Source organism: Pseudoxanthomonas sp. z9 (genome assembly GCF_006542425.1).
GTDB lineage: Bacteria > Pseudomonadota > Gammaproteobacteria > Xanthomonadales > Xanthomonadaceae > Pseudoxanthomonas_A.
Window position 1 is genome coordinate 325921 of sequence record NZ_VFID01000002.1, and the last position, 24964, is coordinate 350884.

26 protein-coding genes are annotated in these 24964 nt (G+C 61.5%); 13 read left to right on the forward strand and 13 right to left on the reverse strand.

The annotated features are described in order from the left end of the window. Window positions 1-26: 26 nt before the first annotated feature. The 4 genes from adhP to FG323_RS02430 all read left to right on the forward strand — a co-directional run bounded on the left by adhP (window position 27) and on the right by FG323_RS02430 (window position 3351). Window positions 27-1055, forward strand: coding sequence for an alcohol dehydrogenase AdhP (gene adhP, locus FG323_RS02415; RefSeq protein ID WP_141452835.1), 1029 nt, complete (start codon window positions 27-29; stop codon window positions 1053-1055). Between the two features lie 69 nt (window positions 1056-1124). Continuing rightward, a complete protein-coding gene (locus FG323_RS02420) occupies window positions 1125-1478 on the forward strand; it encodes a DUF779 domain-containing protein (protein WP_141452881.1) in 354 nt (117 codons plus the stop codon). 138 nt (window positions 1479-1616) lie between these two features. Continuing rightward, window positions 1617-1898, forward strand: a complete 282-nt coding sequence (locus FG323_RS02425) for a hypothetical protein (RefSeq protein WP_255469976.1) — start codon at window positions 1617-1619, stop codon at window positions 1896-1898. A 145-nt stretch (window positions 1899-2043) separates the two neighbouring features. Continuing rightward, window positions 2044-3351 (forward strand): hypothetical protein, encoded by a 1308-nt coding sequence (locus FG323_RS02430; RefSeq protein WP_141452836.1) that lies wholly within the window; start codon window positions 2044-2046, stop codon window positions 3349-3351. Window positions 3352-3366: 15 nt separating this feature from the next. Here the strand turns inward: FG323_RS02430 and arsH are convergent, their stop codons facing one another. Beyond that, window positions 3367-4083 carry an arsenical resistance protein ArsH gene (gene arsH, locus FG323_RS02435; RefSeq protein WP_141452837.1) on the reverse strand — a complete coding sequence of 239 codons (717 nt, stop codon included), beginning with the start codon at window positions 4081-4083 and terminating at the stop codon, window positions 3367-3369. 23 nt (window positions 4084-4106) lie between these two features. On the opposite strand from arsH, the gene FG323_RS02440 reads away from it, so the two are divergent. Genes FG323_RS02440 through arsN2 form a run of 4 tightly spaced genes read left to right on the forward strand, consistent with a single transcriptional unit; the run spans window position 4107 to window position 6464 of the window. Beyond that, on the forward strand, window positions 4107-4433 hold the full coding sequence (locus FG323_RS02440) for a metalloregulator ArsR/SmtB family transcription factor (RefSeq protein ID WP_141452838.1): 327 nt from the start codon (window positions 4107-4109) through the stop codon (window positions 4431-4433). 13 nt (window positions 4434-4446) lie between these two features. Next, on the forward strand, window positions 4447-4965 hold the full coding sequence (locus tag FG323_RS02445; protein WP_141452839.1) for an arsenate reductase ArsC: 519 nt from the start codon (window positions 4447-4449) through the stop codon (window positions 4963-4965). After that, window positions 4958-6025: an ACR3 family arsenite efflux transporter gene (gene arsB, locus FG323_RS02450; protein WP_255469977.1), complete on the forward strand. Its 1068-nt coding sequence runs from the start codon at window positions 4958-4960 to the stop codon at window positions 6023-6025. The genes FG323_RS02445 and arsB overlap by 8 nt, the downstream gene beginning before the upstream one ends. A gap of 1 nt (window position 6026) precedes the next feature. After that, a complete protein-coding gene (arsN2, locus tag FG323_RS02455; RefSeq protein ID WP_141452840.1) occupies window positions 6027-6464 on the forward strand; it encodes an arsenic resistance N-acetyltransferase ArsN2 in 438 nt (145 codons plus the stop codon). Between the two features lie 24 nt (window positions 6465-6488). Here the strand turns inward: arsN2 and FG323_RS02460 are convergent, their stop codons facing one another. After that, window positions 6489-7160, reverse strand: a complete 672-nt coding sequence (locus FG323_RS02460; RefSeq protein ID WP_220094112.1) for a DUF2306 domain-containing protein — start codon at window positions 7158-7160, stop codon at window positions 6489-6491. A 237-nt stretch (window positions 7161-7397) separates the two neighbouring features. Here FG323_RS02460 and FG323_RS02465 point away from each other — a divergent pair, with 237 nt between their 5' ends. The 3 genes from FG323_RS02465 to FG323_RS19610 all read left to right on the forward strand — a co-directional run bounded on the left by FG323_RS02465 (window position 7398) and on the right by FG323_RS19610 (window position 8944). Beyond that, complete coding sequence (locus FG323_RS02465) at window positions 7398-7601, forward strand: hypothetical protein (RefSeq protein WP_141452841.1); 204 nt, start codon at window positions 7398-7400, stop codon at window positions 7599-7601. Between the two features lie 80 nt (window positions 7602-7681). After that, window positions 7682-8098 (forward strand): hypothetical protein, encoded by a 417-nt coding sequence (locus FG323_RS02470; protein ID WP_255469979.1) that lies wholly within the window; start codon window positions 7682-7684, stop codon window positions 8096-8098. A 687-nt stretch (window positions 8099-8785) separates the two neighbouring features. After that, window positions 8786-8944: a hypothetical protein gene (locus FG323_RS19610; protein WP_181444063.1), complete on the forward strand. Its 159-nt coding sequence runs from the start codon at window positions 8786-8788 to the stop codon at window positions 8942-8944. Window positions 8945-8993: 49 nt separating this feature from the next. Here FG323_RS19610 and FG323_RS02475 read toward each other — a convergent pair whose 3' ends face one another. The 8 genes from FG323_RS02475 to FG323_RS02510 all read right to left on the reverse strand — a co-directional run bounded on the left by FG323_RS02475 (window position 8994) and on the right by FG323_RS02510 (window position 20011). Next, complete coding sequence (locus FG323_RS02475) at window positions 8994-9662, reverse strand: DUF4145 domain-containing protein (protein ID WP_141452842.1); 669 nt, start codon at window positions 9660-9662, stop codon at window positions 8994-8996. Between the two features lie 24 nt (window positions 9663-9686). Then, on the reverse strand, window positions 9687-9887 hold the full coding sequence (locus FG323_RS02480) for a hypothetical protein (RefSeq protein ID WP_141452843.1): 201 nt from the start codon (window positions 9885-9887) through the stop codon (window positions 9687-9689). A 363-nt stretch (window positions 9888-10250) separates the two neighbouring features. Next, a complete protein-coding gene (locus FG323_RS02485) occupies window positions 10251-10568 on the reverse strand; it encodes a hypothetical protein (protein ID WP_255469982.1) in 318 nt (105 codons plus the stop codon). Between the two features lie 2 nt (window positions 10569-10570). Beyond that, window positions 10571-14941 (reverse strand): RHS repeat domain-containing protein, encoded by a 4371-nt coding sequence (locus FG323_RS02490; protein WP_141452844.1) that lies wholly within the window; start codon window positions 14939-14941, stop codon window positions 10571-10573. Window positions 14942-16172: 1231 nt separating this feature from the next. Beyond that, complete coding sequence (locus FG323_RS02495) at window positions 16173-16418, reverse strand: TonB-dependent receptor (protein WP_141452845.1); 246 nt, start codon at window positions 16416-16418, stop codon at window positions 16173-16175. A gap of 116 nt (window positions 16419-16534) precedes the next feature. After that, entirely contained in the window at window positions 16535-17746 is a 1212-nt protein-coding gene (locus FG323_RS02500; RefSeq protein ID WP_141452846.1) for an MFS transporter, read from the reverse strand. A gap of 89 nt (window positions 17747-17835) precedes the next feature. Beyond that, entirely contained in the window at window positions 17836-18936 is a 1101-nt protein-coding gene (locus tag FG323_RS02505; protein WP_141452847.1) for an alpha/beta hydrolase, read from the reverse strand. A gap of 25 nt (window positions 18937-18961) precedes the next feature. After that, window positions 18962-20011, reverse strand: coding sequence for an NAD(P)-dependent alcohol dehydrogenase (locus FG323_RS02510; protein WP_141452848.1), 1050 nt, complete (start codon window positions 20009-20011; stop codon window positions 18962-18964). Window positions 20012-20137: 126 nt separating this feature from the next. Between FG323_RS02510 and FG323_RS02515 the strand changes: the two genes are divergently transcribed. Continuing rightward, window positions 20138-21025: a LysR family transcriptional regulator gene (locus FG323_RS02515; RefSeq protein ID WP_141452849.1), complete on the forward strand. Its 888-nt coding sequence runs from the start codon at window positions 20138-20140 to the stop codon at window positions 21023-21025. Window positions 21026-21084: 59 nt separating this feature from the next. Here FG323_RS02515 and FG323_RS02520 read toward each other — a convergent pair whose 3' ends face one another. Next, window positions 21085-21390 carry a hypothetical protein gene (locus tag FG323_RS02520; protein WP_141452850.1) on the reverse strand — a complete coding sequence of 102 codons (306 nt, stop codon included), beginning with the start codon at window positions 21388-21390 and terminating at the stop codon, window positions 21085-21087. Between the two features lie 472 nt (window positions 21391-21862). Next, entirely contained in the window at window positions 21863-22606 is a 744-nt protein-coding gene (locus FG323_RS02525; protein WP_141452851.1) for an SDR family oxidoreductase, read from the reverse strand. Between the two features lie 97 nt (window positions 22607-22703). Here FG323_RS02525 and FG323_RS02530 point away from each other — a divergent pair, with 97 nt between their 5' ends. Next, on the forward strand, window positions 22704-23624 hold the full coding sequence (locus FG323_RS02530) for an AraC family transcriptional regulator (RefSeq protein WP_141452852.1): 921 nt from the start codon (window positions 22704-22706) through the stop codon (window positions 23622-23624). A gap of 914 nt (window positions 23625-24538) precedes the next feature. Here the strand turns inward: FG323_RS02530 and FG323_RS02535 are convergent. Next, a complete protein-coding gene (locus FG323_RS02535) occupies window positions 24539-24958 on the reverse strand; it encodes a hypothetical protein (RefSeq protein ID WP_141452853.1) in 420 nt (139 codons plus the stop codon). Between the last annotated feature and the right edge of the window lie 6 nt (window positions 24959-24964).

Genomic DNA, 24964 nt, shown 5'->3' on the forward strand with positions numbered 1-24964 from the left:
CCCGGCGCAACCAACAGGAGAAATGCGTGGACAAGACAATGAAAGCCGCCGTGGTTAGCGAGTTCGGCAAGCCGCTGGTCATCGAAGAGGTGACCGTGCCGCGTCCCGCCGCCGGCGACGTGCTGGTGAAGATCGAAGCCTGCGGCGTCTGCCACACGGATCTGCACGCGGCCGAAGGCGACTGGCCGGTCAAGCCGAACCCGCCATTCATTCCGGGCCACGAGGGCGTGGGCCACGTGGTGGCCGTGGGTGCCGGCGTCACCCACGTGAAGGAAGGCGATCGGGTCGGCATTCCCTGGCTGTATTCGGCCTGCGGGCATTGCGAACACTGCCTGGGCGGCTGGGAAACCCTGTGCGAGCAGCAGCAGAACACCGGTTATTCGGTCAACGGCGGATTCGCCGAATACGCGCTGGCCAACGCCGATTATGTGGGGCATGTGCCGAAGGGGATCGGTTTCGTCGAGATCGCGCCGGTGCTGTGCGCGGGCGTGACCGTCTACAAGGGACTCAAGGTGACTGATACCCGTCCCGGCAATTGGGTGGTGATCTCCGGCATCGGCGGTTTGGGGCACATGGCGGTGCAGTACGCGCGGGCAATGGGCTTGAACGTCGCCGCCGTGGACGTGGACGACGCCAAACTCGATCTCGCCAGGCGCCTCGGCGCCACCGTCACCGTCAACGCCAGGACCACCGATCCGGTGGCCTACCTGAAAAAGGAAATCGGCGGCGCGCATGGCGCGCTGGTCACCGCGGTCTCGCCCAAGGCGTTCGAGCAGGCGATCGGCATGGTCCGGCGCGGCGGCACGGTGTCGCTCAACGGATTGCCGCCGGGCCAGTTCCCGCTCGATATCTTCGGCATGGTGCTCAACGGAGTGACCGTGCGCGGCTCCATCGTCGGCACCCGTCTGGATCTGCAGGAGTCGCTGGACTTCGCCGCGCTCGGCAAGGTCAAGGCGACGGTCTCCACCGATCGGCTGGAGAACATCAACCAGGTCTTCCAGCGCATGCACCAGGGCCAGATCGAGGGCCGGGTGGTGCTGGATCTGGCCGCCTGAGTTTGCCGTTCAAAGGCACCGCCCGTGACCGAAGCCTCGTCCACCGCAAATCCCCCTCCCTTGCAAGTGATGGCGACGCTGCCGGCGTTGCAGCTGATCCAGACGCTGCGCGCCCGGCACGGGCCGGTGCTGTTCCATCAGTCCGGCGGTTGCTGCGACGGTTCCTCGCCGATGTGTTTCCCGGTCGGCGACTTCATCGTCGGCGACCGCGACGTGCAACTGGGCGAGATTGGCGGCGCGCCGTTCTACATCAGCCCTTCCCAGTTCGAGTACTGGAAGCACACCCAGTTGATCATCGATGTCGTGCCGGGTCGCGGTGGCATGTTCTCGCTGGAGAACGGGGAGGGCGTGCGCTTCCTCGTCCGTTCTCGCCTGTTCACCGACGACGAGTACCTCGCGCTGGCGCGGGCAGGGCGGGTCTGATTTCGTGACGCGTGGCCGCTCGAACCCGGGCGGCCGCTTTCTTCTTTTCGACGCACCCATCCCAGATAACCAAAGATCATTTGCGTTACGTGACGCGTCACATAAAATAGCCATCATCCCAAACGATGGAGCCACGTGATGCGTGACGCAAACGATCCCGGCACCCTGGAAATGGTGTTTCCCCGGCGTCGTGGCCGTCCGCCGCTGCATGGCGTGGCGATGACCGCCGCCGAGCGCGCGCGCAACTACCGGGCCAACCGCAAGCATCGACGCCAGACCGGCAGCCGCGTCCTGCATGTGCAGAGCGACACCACGTTGCTGGACAAGATCCGTGACGCGATCAGCAGTGGCCGCTCGCCAACGGCGATAGGCCGGCTGGTGGCGGAACTGGCTGCCCGCTATCCGGCCACGGCCGACTGACGCGGCCGCAGCGCGACAGAAAGCCTCCTCGCGCCGTCTTCTCCGACAGGGGAGGGTGGAGTGCCCCCTTTCGGCCAACCTATGGCACTGCGGCCCGGCCGTTTCCGTGATATCCAATGACGGAAACCGCTCGGGAGGGAGCGCCATGAGACATCGGATTCGCTGGATGGGGATGTTCCTGCTGTGCGCGGCGATGCCGGCGCTGGCCCAGGACGCCGCGATTCCCCTCGCCGACGCGCGCGCCGTCTTCAGCCAGGCCCGCTCGCAATGCGAAGCAGACGGCGGGCACCTGTGGGGCGCATCGCTGTGCGGCCCCATCATGCTGGTTGATCCGCAGACCCGCCACATCGTCGCGTCGCAGGCCGACGCAAAGGGCGCGCTGCGCGAACAGGACGGCGTGTTCGTCGGCGAGCTGCCGCCGGAGACCAACGTCGCCAACACGGCCGTCGAATGGTCCGGCACGCGCTGGACCCAGATGCTGTGGCCCTTGCCGGAAGACGAAGGCAAGCGCGGCACGCTGATCGCGCATGAGATGTTCCATCGCCTGCAACCGGACTTGCCGATTGCCGATGCCCGGGGCGGTGAGAACCCGCATCTGGATACGCTGGAGGGCCGCTACACCCTGCAACTGGAATGGCGGGCATTGGCCAGCGCGCTGCAGGCGGATGGCGACCCCGCCCGCCGCGCCGCGGTCGCCGACGCGCTGGCGTTCCGCGCCGACCGGCATCGGCGTTTCCCCGAGGCCCGCGCGGACGAGACGGCGTTGGAACTCAACGAAGGCCTGGCTGAGTACACCGGCGTGATGCTCGGAAACGCGACGCCGCAGGCTCGCCTTCAGGCGGCGCTCCACGATCTCCAGTCGCATGTCGCCGATCCCAGCTTCGTGCGCTCCTTCGCGTACGCGACCGGTCCAGCCTACGGCCTGTTGCTCGACCAATTCGCGCCGGGCTGGCGCAAGCGTCTGGGAGACACCGCGATGGATCTCGGCACCCGCCTGCGCGAGGCTGGCGGCTTCGAAGTGGCGACAGGCGATGCGGCGCTGGCCGCGGCGGCCGCGCGCCATGGCGGCACAGCGCTGCGCGAAACGGAAACCGCGCGCGAGCGGGAACGCCTGGCGCAACTCGAACGCAACCGCGCGCGCTTCGTGCGGGGACCGGTGCTGACCCTGGCCCTGAAGCACATGAGCGTCCAGTTCAACCCGAGCAACCTGCAACCGCTCGACGGCGTGGGTACCGTCTATCCCACCATGCGCGTCACCGACGACTGGGGCACGCTGGAAGTGGAGGAGGGCGCGGTGATGAGAAGCGACTGGAAAGCGGTGATCCTCGCCGCCCCCGATGCCAGCGCAGCCACGCCACGCGGTCCCGGCTGGAAGCTGGCGCTGAAGCCCGGCTGGACACTGGTACCCGGCGCCCGGTCCGGGGACTACGTGCTGAAGGGCCCCGAGTCCTGATCGCGGCGAAACCGGCTACATCCTCCGGTTGATTTCCTGCACCTTGGCTACCGCGCCCTTGCGCTCGCTGTAGCGGTCGGTCAGATAGTCACTGCGATCCCGGACCATCAGCGTGAACTTCATGAGTTCCTCCATGACGTCCACCACGCGGTCATGGAACGGCGACGGTTTCATCCGGCCGTCGTCGTCGAATTCCTGCCAGGCCTTGGCGACCGACGACTGGTTGGGGATGGTCACCATGCGCATCCAGCGCCCCAGGATGCGAAGCGTGTTGACCACGTTGAAGGACTGCGATCCTCCGCAGACCTGCATGACCGCCAGCGCCTTGCCCTGGGTGGGGCGCACGCTGCCATCCTCCAGCGGCAGCCAGTCGATCTGGTTCTTGAACACGCCGGTGATCGTGCCGTGGCGTTCGGGCGACACCCACACCTGTCCTTCCGACCACTGCGACCACTCCCGCAACTGCCGGACCTTCGGATGCTCCCGGGGCACGCTGTCGAGCAGGGGCAGGTCGTGCGGATCGAATACCCGTGTCTCCGCGCCCAGGTGGCGCAGAATGCGCTCGGCTTCCAGCGCCAGCTTGCGGCTGAAGGATTGCGGACGCAGGGAACCGTAGAGCAGCAGGATGCGCGGGGCGTGGCTTCCCGCCGCTCCCAGCGAATCGTGGCGGGGCAGGGGCAGCAGCTCCGTGCTGACGTGGGGAATGTCCGCGATCGAGGATTGTTTTGTCATATTCTTTCGATTATTCTGGAAATATGGAAACGAAACAAGCCATCGCCGCATTGACCGCCCTGGGACACGCCACCCGCCTGGCCGCCTATCGCCTGCTGGTCGAGGCCGGCCCCGCCGGACGCATGGCGGGCGAGATCGCCGAAGCGCTCGCCATTCCCAACGCCACGCTTTCCTTCCACCTGAAGGAACTGGTCCAGGCCGGCCTGGCGGAAAGCGAGAACCGCGGTCGCAACGTCTGCTATCGGGCCAACTTCGAGGCCATGAACGGCCTGGTGGCCTATCTCACCCACAACTGCTGCGCCGGATCGCCCGTCGAGTCGTGCGCGCCCGCCTCTTCCTGTGAATGCTGAGCCGAGGGATCCCATGAAGCGTCGCGTCCTGTTCCTGTGCACCGGCAATTCGGCCCGCAGCGTGCTGGCCGAAGCCACCCTCCGGGCGTGGGCCGGCAACCGGTTCGAAGCATTCAGCGCCGGCAGCAAGCCGGCCGGGCAGGTCAATCCACATGCACTCGCCCAGCTGGCGGCCGAAGGCATTTCGACCGCCGGCCTGCGCAGCAAGTCGTGGGACGAATTCGCGACCGCGGATGCCGCGCCGATGGACCTGGTGGTGACGGTCTGCGATTCGGCGGCCGCGGAAACCTGCCCGGTGGTGTTCGGCGACTTCCTGCGCGTGCATTGGGGCCTGCCGGATCCGGCGGCGGTCTCCGGTACCGACGAAGAGAAGGCCGCAGCCTTCCGCCAGGCGCATCGCGTGATCAAGGCGCGGCTGCTGGCCTTCCTGGCGCTGCCGGCCGAGGCCTGGAACGATCGGCAGGCGCTCAAGACACAACTGGATCGGATCGGTTTCGTGGAGCCGGAGGACGAGGCGCTTTCCCATGGCTGAGGCCGCGCCCCGCATCGGTTTTTTCGAGCGCTACCTGACCGTCTGGGTCGGCCTGTGCATCCTGGTCGGGACCGGCCTCGGCCACCTGTTTCCCGCGGCCTTCGTCCGCCTGGGCGGGATGGAACTCGCCAGGGTCAACCTGCCGGTCGCGGTGCTGATCTGGCTGATGATCATCCCGATGCTGCTGAAGGTCGATTTCGGCGCGATGAAGGAAGTCGGGCGGCATTGGCGTGGTATCGGCGTCACGCTGTTCATCAACTGGGCGGTCAAGCCGTTCTCGATGGCGCTGCTGGGCGGGTTCTTCCTGCGACATGTGTTCGCGGATTCGCTGCCGGCCGATCAGATTGACTCGTACATGGCCGGACTCATCCTGCTGGCCGCCGCGCCTTGCACGGCGATGGTCTTCGTATGGAGCAATCTCTGCCGGGGCGACGCCAATTTCACCCTGAGCCAGGTGGCGCTCAACGACGCCATCATGGTGGTGGCGTTCGCACCGCTGGTGGCGCTGCTGCTGGGCCTGTCCGCCATCACCGTGCCGTGGGACACGTTGCTCATCTCGGTCGGCCTCTACATCATCGTGCCGGTCGCCATTGCGGTCGTGATGCGCCGCTGGTTGATGAAACGGGCAGGGGAGCAGGGGCTGGAAAAGGTGTTGCACAGGTTGGGGCCATACTCGCTGGCCGCGCTGCTGCTGACGCTGGTGCTGCTGTTCGGCTTCCAGGGCCGCCAGATCATCGAACAGCCGATGGTGATCGCCATCCTGGCCGTTCCCATCCTGATCCAGGTCTACTTCAATTCCGGTCTGGCCTATCTGTTGAACCGGCGCCTGGGCGTGGCCCACAGCGTGGCCGGCCCTTCGGCGCTGATTGGCGCCAGCAACTTCTTCGAACTGGCGGTGGCCACCGCGGTCAGCCTGTTCGGCGTCCATTCCGGCGCGGCGCTGGCGACCGTGGTCGGCGTACTGATCGAGGTGCCAGTGATGCTGTCGGTCGTCGCCATCGTCAACCGGACGCAGGGCTGGTATTGCGTGGGTGTCCAGCGTGCCATCGGAGCCAGGTGACATGCCGTCCATCCAAGCCATCGATCTCGACGCGGCAGTCACCCACCTGCTGTCCGACAGCGGTCTCCCCACCGCGGATCTCGCAAACGGCGCGCGTGTCGAATTCCTCGGAGCGCGCCGGAACGACGTGCTCGAAGGATGCGTGGCGCTGGAACGCTGCGGCGAGCTGGCACTGCTGAGATCCCTGGCGGTCTCCCGGCAATCCAGGGGCTCCGGTCTGGGCACCCGGCTGGTCGCGCGCGTTGAGGACTTCGCCCGGCAACGCGGGTACCGCGCGATCTATCTGTTGACTACGAACGCATCGGATTTCTTCGCTGCGCGGGGCTACCAGCCGGTCGACCGCGAGCAGGCACCCGCCAGTGTCCGCGCCACCTCCCAGTTCTCGGCGCTGTGCCCGGCGTCTTCCCTCCTGATGTTCAAGCCGCTCGCCAACGAATGACGCGCGGGCGGGGCAGGGCATCGACTAGGCGCGGCTGCCGATCCGTTGCGCGCGCCAGTCACCGGCGCCGGCGAACCGCAGGTAGACCTCGGCGACCAGCAGGTTCGGCATCCAGCAAAGCCACGCGATGGCCGAATAGGCCACCGGAAACGCGATGCCCGCGATCTGGCTGACGGGCAGGTAGATGCGCAACGTGACCGCCGCGAACGTCAGCGCGAAGCTGCGGATCATCCAGCGCCGGTGTTCCGCGATGTTGCCGGCCCGGATATGGCGATAGGCCATGAACGTGCAGCCAAGCCAGCACACCGCCAGCAGCGCGAATCCAGCCTGGGTGATGGTCCCGCCCGACGACTGGACCGCAAGCACGAAACCGGAAATGCCGCCGGCCAGCACGCCCGCCACGTAGAGCCGACCCAGCCAGCGATGTCCGCCGCCAAAGCGGCTGCGAAGCCAGCGGTTGAGCTGGAAGGTCCCGATGGCGAGCGCCAATGCGCTCCCGGCAAAATGCGCGATGGCGGCGACCGGGCGCTCGGCGATCAGCGTCCGGACCAGCGACGGGCGAAATTCAGGCAACGCCAGCAGCGCCACTGCATAGCAGGCGACCGCGACCGCCAGAAACGTCATGACGATCCATCCCAAGATCCGCGCCATTTCCGAGCATTCCCTTTGCCGCCCGGAACGGGCTTCGACCTCCATGCTCCGTTGTCAGGACCGTCAAAAGCAGTGCCGTTTGTCGGGGTGCCGTTAGTCAGCATTCGCGCGGGGCGGGGCGTCCGAATGGCCTTCAGGTGTTAACAAAACCCTACCTCGACGGGTCCATGGTGCAAGCAAACCCACACCAGGCGAAGGCAAGTGACCGGCTACGGCGGCCTCAGCCGCCAGCAACGGCAATTGTTGGTTGAACTCTGCGGCGCATCATCAGACGACCGGGTCATGACGATAGCCGAAGGCATCACCGTAACCGACGCCTGGCGCGAAGCCGCATCGAAACTGGCCGAGCGGGGACTCGTGGAACTGCAGACGCACAGCGCCCCCAGCACCTGCTGGCTGACCACGCTCGGCTGGGCCCTGTTGTGCCATGACCTCGCCGTGCATGACGCCTACAACGAGCAGGCGAAGCCGGGCTGGCGGTACTAGCGCCGAAATAGATCCGTTGGCGAGGTCGCGCAGACCGGCTCAGGCTCAGGTACCCTGCATCCCGTAAACGGGGAAATCGCATGAAACGGACATTCCTGGCGGTCATGCTGGCCGCCTGTTCGATCACCGCGCTGGGACAGGTTCAAAGCGCACGAGGCAAGGGAACACCACGGGTGACGTCGCCCCCGAAGGCGGCCCACAACTCGATGGCCAATGGCACGACGCCGTTCAAATGCGACCAGTACCGCAACCACCCGCATCCGGGCATGCATGGCTTCTGCCAGAGCATGGAAAACACGATTCTTGCCAATGAGGCGCGCCAGGCCGGCAGGCCAGGACCCTCCGAAAGCATCGTCGAGCTTCCCGCGCTTGGCTCCGCGGAAGCCAAACAGCTTGGCTACGCCTGTATTGGCGGACAGGCCTTCAAACGCCTGGCAAATGGATGGGAACAGGTCCATGCAAAAGCCGGCGGCTGGCAACGGTGTCGCGGCGGCTGAAGAAACCTCCTTTTCCTCGCCCCGAAGAACGTTGCTCACAGACTGCAGCAACCCGCAAGACAAGCGCGTCGGCTAGGATGCCGCGACTTGAGATGCGGTGACGCCATGGAACCTGACCAACGCAACAAGACATTTGAGCCCGCCTTCAAATGGACGCATTACGTCTTCGGCAACAACATGATCGCCGGCACGCTGCAGACGATCACTCTCGTAGTCCTCGCGTCCTTGGCGTTCGGACTGGTGCGATCCTGCTGGGGGACATAGTGGCGGAGCCCGGGCGGCCAAGGCAGCCGCGGGCGATTCGGCCGGCCAGGGCAAGGGCGTTTAAAGCTGTTGCCGGCATCGGGACTGGGCCAGCTGCCCATCCAGGCTGTTACATAATATGCATTATGCGAAAAGACATATCGCCGTGCCCAGCGGGTCTGGCGGTACTACTGGTCCCTCCTGCGCCTACTGCTGGACCGACTGTTGCAGGGTTCCAGGGATTCCCGAGCCATGGAGGCCCTATGAGCCCTGTTCGTCCCCCGTGCTGACCAGCTGACCGCACGAAACCCAATTCCTGCCGCGCTGGCGCACTACGCCCGCGTCGTTGACGGCCACACCGACCTGACCGCTGATTGGCTGGGCTGGAAACAGCGTGGCCGGTGGCGCGTTTCACCTGCCGGCGACCGTATCAGCCCAGAGCGCATGAAAGGCGTCCTCTGGCGTCTGGAACAGGAAGAACGCCTGACCGCCGCCCGCAGCCGCAATGCGTCACGAAAAGCGGTTCGGCGGCAGCTGGTGAAGGTCGTTGTTGTAGACCTGGCCGACTGGCAGGCCCAGCGCTTCGGAACGCGCGCCGGTTGAAGGCGTCACCGTAGGGGCTCAGCCCCTACACCCCAATGCGCATACGACCTCACTTCCCGCCATCCATGTCTTCCTGATACTTCTTCGTCAGAAGTGAAGTCTCTATCCAGTTCACGCAGAGACGCACCAAGATTCTCAAATCAGTGACATCTTTAGTTGTCCACTTCCGCTCATAGTGCGTTTCGTCATTCCCAAGCCAAGTGGCGAGCTTTGCGCATTGTTTGATATTGGTATCCGTAACGTAGTTCTCAATACACTGCGCCAGCGTGCTAGAGCGAATACCTGTCGTCTTCTCTGGCTGAAGCAATGATGCGTAGTCTTTCACTAAGAACTCAAGCGCCTTTCTAAGACCAATTCCTACAAGTTGATCGAGAGAGCGGGCTTCAGCCTCAGCCACCTGCCCCATAATTTCGACAAACGTGGGCGAAGTCTCCGATATGGCGCCGGGGAAATCTGGACGTGTAGCTCTCTTTGGCGCAGATCCCTGAAATTCATAGGTCGTGCTTCTTACACTCGCGTAGTATGAAACAAACAACCCCATGCATTGTGAGCTCGGGCATCGATAGGCAATTTGAAGATGGTTGCTAGATATCTGAAGTGCGTAGACCCTGAGAGGATGCACATCCCGACCGCACAAAGGACAGTGACTTGCATCCGTGTTAATAAGAACAAAGGTTTCACTACCGCCAGCAGTCGCGACCTTGATCTGCAATGCCATCCTTAATCTCCCAAGACAAGCCGTCTATATGTTTTGGAGTAGGCGCGGAAAAACTACCAGCATAAAAAGAACCATGCCGCCGCCAAATACAAGATGTGCTGTCAGCTTTTGTAATCGCTTATTGGTGCCGCCAAACAGCTTGCCGGCGATGACGCCCAGCACCATGCAGATGACCATGGCTATCGCGAAGCCGTAGAAGGCCCGCGTCACGAAAGAAACGTCCATATTGCCCCCTTGAATCCGCCGACTTGATATCACGTCGGCGGCCCAGTTTCAAAGGGTCTCAGAAATGCGGCTCGGGGGCGCTAATCACATTGCTGGTTTCCCCCACATCGGTCAGATTGCCTGGCAACGACATGCCCACCGGATTGCCCTGGACTTCCCTACCCGGCTTCATCGCACTGATCGCCGTTTGTTTGCCGTATGAAAATCCCTTGCGATTAGCTCAACAACAAGCCTGTTTTCGATGCCCCCTGGCACCCGCCGGAAAATACTGCGATAAAAAACCTATCGCGCAATCCGTTATAACATGCAGCCCCTGCGAATCAATTCGACCAGTCGAATCCCCCCTCACATAGGCATAGGGACTTAGACCGAACCTCGCCGAATTAGCCCTTTGACATCTTCATCGGCTTGTGTGCTGCGAAGAATATGCCCCCTAACGTCTGCCGCCATGATCTGATCCGGATCAAGGAACGACAGATTGACCAATTTCATCAGCACATCCTTGTCTGGCGCCTGCTTCAGCCACCAATGAAAGACTCCATTTCTATCATGCTCTGAAGAATCCTCGTGTCCAGGCACGTACATTCCTATGAGCTTATCCACAAGTTCCTCGGGCATTAGGTTGAATGTTTCCCACTCCTTGGGAAACTTCATAAGTCGGAGATAGTCATCCCTTGTCATGATCAATTCCCCCAAGGTGGTGGGCCGGCAGTTTCAATAAGTTCTGCACATTCAAGTGGATCCGACCTGCACGCATTGGTAAACGAGTCCGCACCAACCAGCGGCATCGACATAGCCTTAATTATGTACTTGCCGTACCTAAACACGGCGGCTTGCCTCGCTCGGATTAGGGATTTTTGACCTCCGTTCAAGGCATCACACATCTTCCTCTGTTCCTTTGTCATCTTTCGTGCATCGGCCTCAGATAACGGCTTGAAATTCTCCGTATCGACTCTCGGTCCATCATTGCTGCCCAAATGCACATGCGGAGGGTCGTGCTCAGCACGGAACGTAGTGGCCTCAGGGCCAGGATTGGCATGAATGGATATCGGCACGCCTGGGATTTTGAGGTCGATCAGTCCGGATGGATCTATGAAACTAATTGGATTTCCGTGCACATAAGTATAGGTATTTACGCCCCCAACCAAACCAATTGGATCGCTCTGCGTATAACGTCCTAGTCGCGCATCATAGTAGCGATTGAGGTTGTACCAAAGATTTGTTTCCTGATCGTAGTATTGGCCCGGCAGCCCTACGTTCAATCCACCGATACTGTCCAGCGAGACCTTGCGGTCAAATGCGAAATTATTGGCCCTCCAAACGACCGCCTTGGCATTGTTGGTGACCAGTTCTGGGCGTCCCAGATGGTCAGCATGGAAGTAGTACACCTGGTTTGCGCGAACCATCCCGACGAGTTTTCCGTCGAACCAGAGATAGTTTGTCCAGACACTGGTATTGTCCTTGAGCTCAGCCAACAAGCTGCCTCCCGGTGCATGGACATAGCGATAGTTGCCGTGGCTTGGAGCCGACTTCCAGCTACGTTCATTGAAAGCGTTGTAGGCGTACGCTGTCGTTCCAGCCGGCAGGCTTACGGTCGTGTAGTTCGGCTCCGCTTGACTGATGGCCGTATTTCTCGACGCACTAATCAATCGATTGAACGGGTCGTAATTGTAGGTGGCGGTTGAGCCGCCCCACGACTGTGTCACGCGATTGCCGAGGCTGTCATGGGTGTACGCATGTGAGGTCATAGCATCGATGCGATTACTGGCTGCGTTTACAGTCAAGCTCTCGTCCCATGTCCACACATGTCGATTCTTGTTGCCATTGGCATCGTAGTAGAAGTTCTGGTTCCCGGAAGGGGAGGTAAAATTGGTCAAGCGACCTAGACTGTCATAACCGAAGTTCTGAGTCAGATTGCTATTAACGGCATCCGCAATCTGGGTCACCTCATCGGCGCCGTTGTAGGAATAGTTCAGCTTCTGAACAATACTGTTTCCATTATAGGTCCCAAGCGAAGTCAGTCGACGGTCCTGATCGTACGTATAGGCTCGACGGAGCCCATTTCCGTAGCCCCATGCATTGGGCGGACCGAACGGTTGATTCTCCGCGCCAAGCACGACATTGCTGACAGTTCCTCCAATGTTAACCGTCATTGTTTTCAAATGCCCGTCGGCATAGCCATACCCCACCGCCATGCCATTTGGATAGGTGATGGCAGTCGTCCGCCCCATCCCGTCGTAGTAAAAGCGTGTCGAATGGTCACTTTGCACACCGTTGGCTGTAGTGAGCTCACGGCGAGTCGCTACCCTACCTTCCGTTGTATAAGCGAAGTGGATGATGCTGCTTGCTCCATTAGCATTACATAGCATTGCCTTGCCGTTGGTACACCAATCATAGCCGTAGGATATCGTCTGCCCGTTCGCGATGGTGCTTGTAAGGCGGCCAAGCGTGTCGTATCCAAGTGAGGTTGAAGCCCCATTGCTTCGCGTGAATTTTGTGCGCAGACCGGCAGCGTTGTACTCGGCGGTGGTAGTGCCTGTATCCGGACTGGTCTGCGCCCAAACCTGCCCGAATCCATCGTGGACATAGGTCGTATTTTTCCCGCGCGGGTCGGTAACCTTGACGAGATTTCCTACCGCGTCGTAATACAGATAGGTGTTTCCATTCAGCGCATCTTGCACGCGATTGTTTCGGCGCATCCTGTCGTAGAAGTAACGTGTTGTCCGTCCGGCGGAGACACGCGTGGCTAGGTCCCCATTGGCGTTGTAGGTATAACTAACCTGCTGTCCGTTATTACCTCGCCTAGCCTTGACAAACCCTCCCTCATCGTAGTCGGTGAAATTTTTGTAGCTTGTCGATGTGCCGACAAAATTGAGAACCTTACCAAGGTCTGGGTCGTATTCCTTGCCCCTGTAGATGGACTGAATTTCAAAGACAGTCACATTGCTAATCAGGTCATAGGTGTAGTTGACCCGCTCGGTCATCGTCTCATTTGTTGTTTCCGGCAACCCATCCTCATAGTCAGAAGTGCGGGACAGGTAGGTGCGGCGGTCCAGCGCATCGTAGCCATACACCATTGCAGCACCATCCGGTGTCGTGAGTTTTATCAATCTCCCCCGGGCGTCATACGTGTAGGTCGTAGTCTGGGCGACACCTCCGATAACGTCACTGCGGGTCAGCACTTGCCCGCCTGCGTCGTAAGTGAAGTCTGTGATGCTGCCATTCGGCCCCGCGATTCTCCCGACTAATCCCATCGCGTTGTAGCCGGAGTAGATGGTGGCATGTCCCAATGAATTGCTGACTGATATCAGATTTCCTGTGGCATTGAACTGATACGTCGTCTGGTCGCCGGTGCCTGCCACCGGACCATCGATCACCATGGTCTGAACCATGCCATTGGCGTAAATGGCATAGCCATAAGAGGTAATGCGCTCCTGATTGGCGATCCCGGTGGCGCTGCGGTTGATTGTTTTCACAGACCGCAACAACCGGGCGGCAGAGTCACCGTCAGCGTAATAATCGTAGAGAGTTTCAGATATGAGCAGGTTAATTGACGCACCATAGACCCGCACGGCGAGCAACCGCCCCTTCTTTGCCGGATCCCAGACGTATTGGGTTATCTGTTGCTGGTCAGTCTCGCCGGCAGGACCAATTCCAATAATCTTCTGAGTCAGCCGGTTATCTGCGTCATAGGTATATTCGGTCTTGATGCCGAACGCATCCAACTCATAGTCAGTGTTCCCATTTGCATCATAAGCCGTGTACCGAGCGCCCACGGGGCACACTGCACTCGCGGGGCGTTCGGCCCCAATCACCTGCTTGCTCCCATTCAAATCCGCTATCTGATAGCGCGTGGTTTGCCCTAGCGGATTGGTCACGTCGGTGTACGTCGCACCATAGGCGAAGGTACTCCGTTCAACACCGCCTTCCAGCCCAGACGAGGCGGCACGACCATCAGCCTGGTACGCATAACGACTGTAACGCACGCCATTCACCGAAACGCCAGTGAGCCCCCCCGGTTGCGCAGTGTCCTCGTAGTGATAGGTTCGCGTCCCTAGCGTGTCCGGATACACCACACTGCTGAGGTATCCGCCGGTATTGTAGTTGTACGTATAGACCTTCCCATCAGGTGCGGTGATTGTCTTCACTTTCCCGGATGCCCAGGTCAGTTGGACCGCGCGGCCAGAAGAATGGGTAATGGTGGCAAGTTGATTGCTTGTGTTGTAGCTATAGGACAGTCCTACATTGCGTTCATCACGAATCGTCAGCGGGCGGCCTTGCGCATCGTAGGTTTCGACCTGCTCACCATCGCGAGTCAGCAGCTTCCAGCCTGTTCCGTTGACAGTTAGCGCGTCGCCCTTGCTCGTCCGCCAAATGCCGGAAGCATCCTTGCTGAATACCCAGGCATAGCCATTGGTACGATTGGCATAAATCTTCGTCAGCGGATTCGTGCCTGGCGCACAGGATGCCATGGCATCCAAACGCCCATGGCACTGGACTCCGCTGTAATCAAAACTCAGGGTGTACTCAAGGGTGGACGCCCATCGGCGGCCGAAAATACCCGTTCTATCGAGGAATTTGTCATAAGTCCGCCCTACCACGAGTTGAACGCCCGCCTCCGGCAGGACGCCGAAGTCGAATTCGGGCAAGTACTTCTTTCCCGTCGCAATGCTGACCGGCCTGCCTGTACTTTGGGGAACAGAGGAATTTTCGTTGCAATCAATGAGCGAGGCCAACACCGCATCATTTCCCACAGCAAGGTCGGTGAGTGGCTCACGCCCCCCTACTATGGGTTCACGGCTGATGAGGGGTTCCCGGTCTCGAGAACCGGACAGAAACTCGAAATCTGAGGCCTCGTACTCCCAGCGACAGTTCTCGCGAACCGCAGTGACCGTACAACTCGTGACACCACCGGGGCCGAGAGTACAACTCGCGCGCTCAGAATAATCGCATACTGGGCGCATTGCCCATGCGTCAACGCTGGTCGAAGCTAATAGGATGACCGCAAAAACGACTTGCAGAGCGGCACCCCAACATCCTGTTCTTGCCGTCATATCCACACTCCCCGTTGGCAGGCAGACGACAGGCTCGCAGCTACCGTCCCTGGCGGCGCAACGATTATCTTAGGGATGTTACTTTGTCAATAGGCGCAAACAGCCTGTGACTAGGGCTACATAGCGATTTGGCTAGCTCGAGGGGCCGCCCGCAATGGGAGGAATATCGGGTACTGCCCTGTCGCTGCCAGGCTCCATGCACCAGTAGACGCCATATGCGATGGCCAGAATTGCCACCGCAATAAGGGCACCTAGGGCAATCCGGCGTTGGGTCCTGAGCTTCATATCTGTACCCTAGCGCCCTCCCGTTACCGTGGGGCACGGAAAGGGTTGGCATTACGTTTTGGCGTGAACTGCGTGCCTATTCAGTCCAGACTTAGTCCGGAACTACACAGGGCGCCCTCGAGGCGTTCCAGTGATCGTCGATGACGGATAGCCCTGTCGGACGGGCTTAGCGCGTGCCCCGCTGCGGTCGGGGCACCGACTTCGCACCGAACCCGCGTTAGGCCGCCATCAGCCAGAACATCCCCTGCCAATCTGGGGTCTCGTACCGGAAGCTCGCGAGCCATCTTCTGCGTGAGGGAGTGAAATCCTTGGGGATGACCTCCCCCCTCGAAGCAAGACGGCTGGACGGCCCACTCAGACAGGGTCCATTCTTAGGCGGCGTCGAATAGTATCCCGCCCCGCTCAGACGAGATCTCTGCCAAGGTCCCCTAGGTCCTACTCCATCCTGGCCAGCAGAATGACGTAGGCGGCGGCCTGGGAGTAGCTGGCCGGACCACGGCCATCCGTTCGTTTGTCTGGTTCTCGATGAGGCCGCGGACCAAAGGTCGTCGGATTCCGGGCCAGAGAGGACCGGGGGAGGCCGCCCCGCAGTTTCTTCTTCGGGCTGGTCTCACCTCCGTACTGGCCCCGCTCCGGCAGCTCTCAATGCTCGACCTCGCGGCGGACATGTCGCAGGGGGCCCGCGACGAACCTTCGTGGTGCTCACTAGCCGTGCCAGACACACATTGGCCCCTAGACATCGCCGAGCGGCTAGATCTCGGCTCGCGTCATATAACGGCAAGAACGACCCGTCGTAATCTCACCTTCGATCACACGCCCTAATCGAAAACCAGGTAGGCAGCGCCTGATAAAAGAGATTTCTGACCAATGCTCTTTCGCCAGCACTACCTAAAAAGAACCCGGCTCACGCCGGGTCCAAGGGGACTGCAAAGGACACTTCGGCAAATCAGAAGGTAACCCGATAGTTGGCAAACACCTGCCGCCCCAGCGGGCTGTAAGCACGCCAGAAATAGGGATAGCTAATGAAGCTGTCATCGCGGGGATGCAGGTTGTTGAACACGTTGACGACGCTGAAGCCTATCGTGGCCTTGGGCGTGATCTTCTTCTGGACATCCAGATTCCACAGGAAGAACGGGGCGACGCGGGTGGACTCGTCCCAACTGGGCACGGAGCCGAAGCGATAGCCGTACACGTTGGTCCACCAGTCGTTCTTTTCCCAGCGCCTGCAAGCGCAGCCGCTTTGATGGACGGAAACGGATCAAACGAAGAAGGCGACCGCTCAAGGCTCGTCTCCCTGATGCATGGCGTTCAGTCCACCCGGGACAATGAGGCGCGCGACGTCAGCAACGTCAGTCCGGCGCCGAGCAGTAGCACCGCGGCGCTCGCCACGAAGGTGCTGCGGTAGCCGCTGTGATCGAACAGCATGCCGCCCACGGTGGACCCCAGGGCAATGGCCAGTTGGATCACCGCCACCATCAGTCCACCGCCCGCCTCGGCATCATCCGGCAGTGCATTCGCGATCCAGCTCCACCACCCCACCGGAGCCGCGGTGGCGAGGAGTCCCCACAGTGCCAGGGCGAAGGCGACGGGCCAGACCCACGCCCCCAGCGGAATCAGCGCCAATGCGATCACCGCCATCAGGACGGGAATGGCGATCAGGGTCCGGTAAAGGCCCTGCTTCAGCAGCACCCCGATGACGACGGTACCGACAAAGCCCGCCAGACCTATGCCCAGCAGGATGAGCGAGAGCGTGGGTACCTCCACGTGCGTCACCGTTTCCAGGAAAGGCCGCACGTAGGTGAACAGCGCGAACTGCCCCATGAAGAACACACCACAGGCGGCCATGCCCAACGCCACCGCGCGGCGCTTGAACAGGCGAAACACATTGCCTGAGCCCTGCGCGCGCTCGGCCGTCATGTCCGGCAGGCTGCCCCATTGCCAGACCAGCGCGAGGGCCGCCACTGGAATCAGGCAGAGGAAAGCTCCGCGCCAACCGATGACCCCGCCCAGATAGCTGCCCAATGGCGCGGCAATCACGGTCGCGAGCGCATTGCCGCCATTGAAGATGGCCAGGGCGCGTAGCACCTGGCTGGACGGCACCAGGCGCATCGCGGTCGCGGCCGACATCGACCAGAAGCCGCCGATGACCACGCCAATCAGCGCACGCCCCACCATGTAAGTGAGGTAGTTGGGCGCCAGCGCGACCACCGCACCGGAAACCGCCATCAATGCGGTCAGTCCAAGCAATAGGACTTTCCGGTTCGTGCTCCCCGCCAGCGCGGAAATGGACAGGCTGATGAGCACCGCGAACGCGCCGGAAATGGCGATGCCGTATCCCGCCAGGCCCTCGCTGACACCCAGGTCGTTGGCCATGGGCGTCAGCAGGCTGACCGGCATGAACTCGGATGCGATCAGCGCGAACACGCACAGCGTCATGGCGAATACCCCGCCCCAGTGGGCGGGCGCCGTGCTGCTTTGCTGTCGGGTTTCGTCCGCGGCGACGAGCGTTGGCGTTGACATTCTTTTTTCCTGTACGCAAAAGGGGCCGCGCGCGTTGGAAGCACCGCGCGACCGAAGGGGCGGCAAGGCGACGCCGGGAGCTGTACCTGCTACGCCACCAGGTGCTGCGCGAAGAAATCCGCCATCCTGTCGAACGGAATCACGTCCATGCGATCGTAAAGGTCCGTGTGATTGGCGCCGGGAATGATCATCAGTTCCTTCGGCTCCGCCGCGGCGGCATAAGCGGTTTCGCTGAAATAGCGCGAATGGGCCTTCTCGCCGTGGATGATCAGGATCGGGCGTGGCGAGATTTCCTGGATGTAGGCCAGGATCGGCATATTCATGAACGACAAGGGATTCGTCAGCGACCACGAACCGTTCGAGTTGACCGATCGGGCATGAAAGCCGCGCGGCGTCCTGTAGTAGTCGTGATAATCCACCAGGAACTGCGCTTCCCCACCCTTCAGTTCGTTCATGATCGGACCATAGGCCGGCGCCCCCTTTTCGGCATCCTGCCAACGCTGCCGACCCAGTTGCTCCAACACCTGCGTACGCTGTTCCAGGGTCACGCTGTCGTTGTAGCCCTTGGACATGACGCGCGTCATGTCGTACATGGTGCTGGCCACCACTGCTTTGACCCGCTTGTCCGCGGCAACGGCGTTCAGTGCCATGCCACCCCAGCCGCAGATGCCGATGACGCCGATACGCTCACGGTCAACCTCGGGCTGCAGGCCAAGGAAATCGACGGCGGCACTGAAATCTTCGGTATTGATGTCCGGCGAGGCGATATTGCGCGGCGCCCCGCCGCTTTCGCCGGTATAGGACGGGTCGAATGCCAGGGTGACGAAACCGCGTTCGGCCATCGTTTGCGCATACAGGCCAGACGATTGCTCCTTCACCGCGCCAAACGGTCCGCCCACGGCGATCGCCGCCCGCTTGCCGCTGGCGCCCTTCGGTCGATACAGATCGGCCGCCAGGGTGATGCCATAGCGGTTCTTGAAGGTCACCTTCCGGTGGTCGATCTTGCTGCTTTTCGGGAAGACCTTGTCCCATGCCTGTACCGGCTGGGTGGTGTCCACACCGGCCGCGGATGCGAGGGATGGCGCGAACGCCGAGGACGCGCCGACCAGCGCGGCCGCACCAGCCATTTTCAGCACGTCGCGGCGTCCGGCGTCGTGCAGATCCAAGGTGGCTGAATTCTTTTCGTTCATGGTGATGTCTCCGGATTTCCAGCGTTCAAGACGCGAGGGTGGCGTTGTCGATCACGAAGCGGTACTTGACCTCGCCCTTGAGCATGCGTTCGTAAGCGGCATTGATTTCATCGGCCCGAATCAGTTCGATGTCGGCCACGATGCCGTGCTCGGCGCAGAAATCGAGCATCTCCTGCGTTTCGGGGATGCCACCAATCATCGATCCGGCCAGCGTGCGGCGCCGGGTGATGAGGCTGAACACGCCGGGCGACGGATGAGGCGTGGCGGGCGCACCGACCAGCACCATGGCGCCATCGCGCTTGAGCAGTACCAGGAACGCATCCAGATCGTGCGGTGCGGCGACCGTGTTGACGATCAGGTCGAGGCTCTGGGTGTGTGCCGCCATGTCTTCCGTATCGCGCGAGACCACCACCTCGTCGGCGCCCAGCGCCAGCGCGGCTTCGCGCTTGGACTCGGAAGTGGTGAACGCCACCACGTGCGCCCCCATGGCGTGGGCGAGCTTGATGCCCATGTGGCCCAGACCACCGATGCCCACAATCCCGACCTTCTTGCCCGGACCGGCGCCCCAGTGCTTCAGGGGTGAGTAGGTGGTGATGCCGGCGCAGAGCAACGGAGCGACCGCCGCCAATTGCGCCTCCGGATGACCCACCCGCAGCACATACCGCTCGTGCACCACGATCTGCCGGGAATAGCCGCCGAGCGTCCAACCGGGAGCGTCCGCCGTCGGGAAGTTGTAGGTGCCGACCATGCCATCGCAGTAGTTTTCCATCCCCGCGTCGCACTCCTCGCAATGCTGGCAACTGTCCACGATGCAGCCGACGCCCACCCGATCACCGATCCGGAATCCTTTGACATGGGCCCCCACCGCCGAGACCTGCCCGACGATCTCGTGCCCTGGCACACAGGGAAAATGGGTGCCCGCCCACTCCGCCCGGACCTGGTGAAGGTCGGAATGACAGATGCCGCAGTAGGCGATGTCGATCTGGACATCGTGGGGACCCGGCGCACGCCGGGTGATTTCCATGGGCTCCAGCGGCTTGTCACCGGCATATGCGCCGTAGGCGTGAACAGACATGGGTAATTCCTGCTCCGGAAGGGGAATGCCGGCCAGTCTGCCTTTGCGCGATACGTTTGATTAGATGATTAATTGTTTTAGACCTTATAAGTTCAACTAATCAATCATTCGTGCCAGACTTGGCCCATGGCACGCCGCAACCTCAATGATTTACTGGCCTTCGTCACGGTGGCCCGGGAAGGCAGCTTCACCCGGGCCGGCGCGGTGCTGGGGGTTTCCCAGTCGGCACTCAGCCAGGCGATCAAGGCGCTGGAGGAACGGCTGGAAATCCGCTTGTTGACCCGGACCACGCGCAGCGTGTCCGCCACGCCTGCTGGCGAGCGGCTGCTCCAGGCCATCGGCAATCGCTTCGACGAGATCGAAGCCGAACTGGATGCGCTCACCGAATTGCGGGAGAAACCCGCCGGCACGGTCCGCCTCACCAGCGGCGACCATGTCCTGCGGACCCTCCTGCTTCCCAAGCTGCTGCCGGTGATGCACCGCTACCCGGACATCCGCATCGAATTCGATGTCAGCTACGGACTGCGCGACATCGTGGCCGATCGCTTCGATGCCGGCGTTCGCCTGGGAGAAAGCATCGACAAGGACATGATCGCCATGCCGATCAGTCCCAAGCTGCGGATGGCCGCGGTGGCTTCGCCCGCGTACTTCGCCAGGCATCCCGTTCCCAAGGGACCCGCGGATCTGACCCGCCACAACTGCATCAACATCCGGTTCCCGACATCCGGCGGTCTATATGTCTGGGAGTTCGAGCGTCGCGGCCGGCAGATGAACGTGCGGGTCGATGGCCAGATGATCGTCAACACCTCGCCCCATATCGTGCTAGCGGCGCTGGACGGACTGGGCATCGCCTTCCTGCCCGAGGAAGAGTTCGCGCCCCACATCGAAGAAGGAAGGCTGGTCCGCGTGCTGCAGGACTGGTGTCCGCCCTTCTCCGGCTACCACCTCTACTACCCCAGCCGCCGCCAGCATTCGCCGGCGTTCTCGCTGGTCGTGGAAGCGTTGCGGATCTGACGTGCCGGCACGGCATGTCGGGGAGGACGCCCCTGCCCCGACATCATGCGTATGCCGCGTCAGCGCATCGCGCGTTTGCGTTTCAGCAGCTTCCGTTTTGGACCGTCGCCGGGCTGGGCCGGGGTGACCGATATCCATTCGGACTGGTTCATGATGCGGTCGACCTGCCGCTCCATGTTCTCGAAGCTGGCGTACCAGCGGTGGATGGCCATGGTGGGTTCGTTGTGTTCGTCGCCACCGCAGGCGGCGCTGAGGCAGCCCATCAGGTTGAGTTGGTTGCGCAGTTGTTTCAGTTCGTAGATGGCCGCTTCGGAAAAGAAATAGCCGGTGCGCGGCATGGCGGGCGTAGGGGAATCTGAACTCATTGGCGGTACTCCGGTCCGTGGGGAAAGATCCCCGTTGCCGGATGGCAAGTGGGGATGTCGGGAGGCCAAAAAACCGCATTGAGTCGGCGGGCGTATTCCCTCTTGCGAGGTCTTGTATTAGCCGCCCTCCCGACGTGACTTCCACCACGTCGGAGTACCGATGGTGCTGGTACGGAAGAGCCACCGAGAACTGCAACGGTGGCTCTGCTCAATGTAGGAGTTTTTGGACTCCGGCGACGAGTCTGCCTTCGCCATCGAACGCGTTCAATGCTTTGGCGTTCAATGTTAGGCAGATAACCTGGCGATAGTTCGAAGCGACCTGCCCTGTCATCCTCAACTATCGACGTTCGGACGGGTCCCGCCATATCGATGTCATATGGCCAGCCAAGTCTGACAGGTCATCTGACTGCGCCAGCCGCATGGGGCAGCCCGATTCCATCAAGCACGGACAGGACCCGTCGCGCCGCCGGGTTCATCGCGGCCCCGCCAATGCGACGGCATCGGCGCCGGCCGGGAAATGGAGCTGGTCGGAGACGTCGTGCGCGGCGCGCCAGATCGCCTGGGCCACATCTTGAGGTTGTGTGGTCGCCTGCGGGCGGGCGAAGGCGTCGAAGATCGGGCGGGCATAATCCGCATAGGTGTCCGGGATGAGGCCGTTCATGCGCTCTGCCCCGTTCTCAGCGAACCGCGTCGTCGGGCAGTAGCCGGGTTCGACCAGCTTGACCCGGATGCCGAACGCGCCGAGTTCGTGCGCCAGCGAACCGGTGAAACCTTCAACGGCGGTCTTGCTGGCTGTGTAGGCGGCAGCAAGGGGCATGCTGGCCAAGGTGACACTCGAGGTGACGTTCACGATCGTGCCCGCCCTTCGCTCGCGCATCTGCGGAATCACGGCCTGCACCATCGCCATCGCGCCGAACGTGTTGGCCTCGAACACCTCGCGCACGGTTTGCATCGACGTGGCCTCGAAGGCCCCGATGACGCCGATGCCCGCATTGTTGACGAGAACATCGATCGGGCCGGCCTGCTCGACAGCGTGGGCGATGCTGTCGGCGCGGGTGACATCCAGCGCTACCAGCTTGATACGGTCGGACGCGGGCAGGATGCCGGGACTGGGCCGGCGCATCGTGGCGATGACATTCCACCCGAGATCGTGGAAGTGACGGGCGGTTTCGAGCCCGTAGCCGGAGGAACTGCCAGTGATCAGAACGGTCTTCATTGCGGGGACTCCATGGTGGTAGGTGCGACTACGATAGACATGCGACACAGGACTATCGATGCTGTAGAGTCCATAAAACATTCGCCATAGTCCTGCAATGATCGACCCTCTCGCCGAGCTGATCGCCCTGCTCCGACCCATCCAGGTCATGGGGAAGAGCATTTCCGGTGCTGGCCGATGGGGCGTCCGCTACGCACCATTCGGGCACCCCGGCTTTTGTGTGGTGACCGATGGCTCATGCCTTCTGCAGGTCGATGGGACGGACCCGCTGCGTCTGCAGGCAGGCGATTTCGTGTTCTTGCCGGCGACGCCGGCATTCGTCCTGTCGGGGTTCGAACCCGTCGAGCCGCAGCACCTCGATCCCACCACCATCGCGGAGCAAGGCGCTGAACTGCGGCATGGCTCCCCTGAGGGGGAGCCCGATGTGCGCATGCTGGGCGGCTACTTCGTCTTCGATTCGCCGGACACCGCGTTGCTGGTGGCGCTGCTCCCACCCGTCATCCACGTCCGGGGCGAGGACCGCTTCGGCGTACTGGTGCGCCTCGTGCGCGAGGAAGCGATGCAAACCAGGTCGGGGCGCGACCTCATCCTGACCCGGCTGGTCGAGGTCCTGCTCATCGAAGCCTTGCGGGCGACACCGGGCGACACGGCGCCAGCGGGACTGCTGCGCGGACTGGCGGACGAGCGCCTCGCCCTGTCGATCCGGGAGATGCATCGCGACCCATCGCGCGCATGGACAGTGGAGCAGTTGGCCAAGGCTGCGGCGCTGTCGAGGTCGGCCTACTTCCAGCGCTTTACCCGCGCGGTCGGCATGCCGCCGATGGAATACCTGCTTGCGTGGCGAATGGCGATCGCCAAGGACATCCTCGACCGGCAGGACCTGGTGATCGAAAAAGTCGCGGAGCGCGTTGGCTATTCGTCGGCGAGCACGTTCAGTACGGCGTTCACCCGCTACGTCGGCCGGTCGCCGAGCGGCTATGCGCGGGAAAGGCGCCAGCTACGCTCGCGTGTGGCGTGATGTGCGCTTCGGGCCGCGGGCCCGTGCCTGTTTCCAGCCCGATGCGCCTGAAATCGTTGGCTTCCCGGGGCATGGCGACACCGGCCGGCGTCTCTTAGAAAATTCCTGCTTTCACAGGCAGTCAGGGCTCGTTCGCTTTATCCTCGATATCTGCCTAGCACCACTGGAAACTTCCTCACTCCAATTCTGCGCCGGCACCCGATTGAGGCCTTGGATTACCTATTTGACCTTGACGACTCCCAACGCGAACAGGCCTTGAGCGCTCTGATCATGGAGGAGGCATCATTGGGTGAAAGTGGGGAATGGTCTGATCAATAACCGATGACATGCTCGTCAAATGGTGTGCGGAAGCCCCTTCCACCATGTCCTTTTTCGGCGTCCGCATCTGCGGCATTGATGGCAGCGGAGTAGCTGCGTGACGCCTTTATGAGCTTGCCCCGAACAAGATCACATTCATGCATGAACTCATGGAGTGCGGTCTAACCTTCGGTAGCTCAGAACGCCAACTCCCCATACTGCGTCAACTGATTTCTGTGATCGCTTCATTTCCTGCACAAGTGGGGACGCCTGAGCAAAGAGCTAAAGATGAACTCACTGGGCGAATTAATTCTCACATTGATGCTTGGGAACGAATGTTCGCCATCGCGGACGTGATGAGACGTCAGCCTTCGCCATCGAACGTGTTCAATGCTTTGGCGCTCAATGTTAGGTAGATGACCTGGCGATAGTTCGAAGCGACCTACCCTTTCATCTTCAACTATCGACGTTCGGACGAGCCCCGGCACATGGTTGTTGTTACCGAACAAGCTGAACATTGAGCTTTGCGATGGGCTGGAAGATGTCGTCGGTGTAGTCGAGGCTTCCCAGCGGCCCCAAAATTCCAATACGGATCACCCACGCTTTCATCACCCAGGTCAACCGCGGTTGACCTGGATTTCCCGACGGAATATCAGGAAATTTAAGATCGCCCAGACCGCCGACAATGGACCGTACACATAGTACGCATACTCATAGCGCCCATAGTGCGCGACCTGCGTGTAGATCATCACCGACTCAACAACCTCAAGAACAGAGAGGGCCGTCAGGCAACAGGCGGCCATGAGCCAGCGAGTGCCAGCCTTTTTCCAAACCGGAAGCAGTGTCGCTGTAAGTGCGGCGCAAAGGATGAGCAGGATCGTAGCCATGACTTTCACGCGAAGCGGATGCTCGTAGCTTTGGCCTGTCAGAACTTCATGGTGCATCCCAAGCAGAACCCAGGCGCCTGTGAGCAGACTTCGCCCGAGCAGGAACATGTTGCCAAGCAGAACGACCATCTCTAGACGGATTAATGTCATCAGGCA